The sequence below is a fragment of the Hydrogenophaga sp. genome (genome assembly GCF_051007235.1).
In the GTDB taxonomy this organism is placed as follows: domain Bacteria; phylum Pseudomonadota; class Gammaproteobacteria; order Burkholderiales; family Burkholderiaceae_C; genus Hydrogenophaga.
The window spans coordinates 1-1,977 of the sequence record NZ_JBPCSJ010000063.1; the positions used below are offsets into that span (position 1 = coordinate 1).

Consider the following 1,977-nt stretch of genomic DNA (forward strand, 5'->3'; position numbering starts at 1 on the left):
GTGGCCCAGGTAGCCGCAGGGGCAGGGGTTCATGGCGGCGATGAGCTGGAAGCGCGCCGGGAACTCGCTTTGCACCGCCGCGCGCGAGATGCGGATGTGCCCGCTCTCCAGCGGCTCTCGCAGCGCCTCCAGCGCGGCGCGGGGAAATTCGGGCAGCTCGTCCAGAAACAGCACGCCATGGTGCGCGAGCGAGATTTCACCCGGCCGCGGCGGCGAGCCGCCGCCCACCAGGGCCACCGCGCTGGCGCTGTGGTGGGGCGCGCAGGTCGGTCTCTGACCCCAGCGTTCGAGGTGGAAGCGCCCGGCCAGCGACGCGACGGCCGCCGACTCCAGCGCTTCGGTGGTGTCCATGGGCGGCAGCAGTCCGGCAAAGCGCTGGGCCAGCATGCTCTTGCCCGATCCGGGCGGGCCGACCATGAGCAGGCTGTGGCCGCCTGCGGCGGCGATTTCCAGCGCGCGCCGGGCGGCGGCCTGGCCCTTGACGTCGGCCAGGTCGGCCTCCTGCGCCTGCAGGCCCAGTTCGGTGGGTGCCAGGCGCACCCAGCCGTCGCCGTCGGGCGGTGGGTCGTCACCGGCGCCGGCGCGCACGGGCAGGAACTGCGCCACCACGTCGAGCAGGTGGCGTGCCCGGTGCACCTGGGCCTGCGGCACCAGCGCGGCTTCTTCGGCGCTGCCCGGCGGCAGCACCAGCCGCACCGTGCCACCGCCCTGGTGCAGCGCCAGGCTCATGGCCAGGGCGCCGCGCACCGGGCGCAGTTCGCCGCCCAGGGACAGTTCGCCAGCGAATTCCCAGCCGTCCAGCCGGGCGGCGTCGATCTGGCCGCTGGCGGCCAGGATGCCCAGCGCGATCGGCAGGTCGAAGCGGCCCGAGTCCTTGGGCAGGTCGGCCGGGGCCAGGTTGACGGTGATGCGCTTGTTGCTCGGAAACTCCAGACCCGCGTTGGCGATGGCCGAACGCACGCGCTCGCGGGCTTCTTTCACTTCCGTGTCGGCCAGCCCCACCAGCGTGAAGCTGGGCAGGCCGTTGGCCAGGTGCACTTCCACCTGCACCGGCCGTGCGTCCAGCCCCAGCAGTGCACGGCTGTGCACCAAAGACAAACCCATGCCTTGTTCCTCCCTGTTTCGGTGCGCGACGGGCGCCTGGGCCCCGAACGCACCGCCTGTTTTGGTGTGCACTTATGTGGTGCATCGTTGCGGCGCCCACCGCGGCGACCGCGCGCAGACGCTGTCCATGATGGCACAGCCCACGGCCAGCACAGCCCCACCGCTGGGGGATGCGCGGTGTTTTGACCACAGCAGGGTGCGCGGGGGGGTCGGGGTTGGCACAGTCCCTGCTTGGGGGTGTAAGCGATTGCATCAACCCCGTGGTGTCAGCCGGTTGGACCGGACACCCTCCTGATCTAGAAGAGGTAACACAGCATGAAAATGGTCTCCGCCATCATCAAGCCGTTCAAGCTGGACGAGGTGCGCGAAGCGCTGTCCGGCATGGGCGTGCAAGGCATCACCGTCACCGAAGTCAAAGGCTTCGGCCGCCAGAAGGGCCACACCGAGCTGTACCGCGGCGCCGAGTACGTGGTCGACTTCCTGCCCAAGGTCAAGATCGAAGCTGCCGTGGACGACGCACTGGTCGACCGTGTGATCGAAGCCATCGAAGGTGCCGCACGCACCGGCAAGATCGGCGACGGCAAGATTTTCGTCACCTCCCTCGAACAGGTGGTTCGCATCCGCACCGGCGAGACCGGCAAGGAAGCGCTCTGATCCCGGCACCCGCACACGAAAGAGCACGAACATGAAAAAGCTACTTGCCACTTTGCTGCTGGGCGTGGGCCTGGCCTTTGGCGGACTGAACGCCACCGCGCAGACCGCCACCGAACCCGCCGCCGCCACCACGACGGCGGCCCCGGCCGACGCGGCCGCTGCGCCCGCAGCCGATGCCGCTGCGGCCCCCGCCGCTGCGCCGGCCGCTGACGCTGCAGC

The 1,977-nt window shown here is 70.4% G+C and carries 2 protein-coding genes and 1 pseudogene; 2 read left to right on the forward strand and 1 reads right to left on the reverse strand.

What is annotated here, in order from left to right; genetic code table 11:
* Window positions 1-1,104: YifB family Mg chelatase-like AAA ATPase (locus tag ACR2JA_RS02075; RefSeq protein WP_434007479.1), on the reverse strand; the 1,104-nt coding region annotated here is incomplete at its 3' end.
* 315 nt (window positions 1,105-1,419) lie between these two features.
* Between ACR2JA_RS02075 and ACR2JA_RS02080 the strand changes: the two genes are divergently transcribed.
* Both ACR2JA_RS02080 and ACR2JA_RS02085 read left to right on the forward strand, forming a co-directional pair.
* A complete protein-coding gene (locus ACR2JA_RS02080) occupies window positions 1,420-1,758 on the forward strand; it encodes a P-II family nitrogen regulator (protein WP_434007480.1) in 339 nt (112 codons plus the stop codon).
* Window positions 1,759-1,789: 31 nt separating this feature from the next.
* A pseudogene (locus ACR2JA_RS02085) lies at window positions 1,790-1,977 on the forward strand (ammonium transporter); the annotation flags it as partial.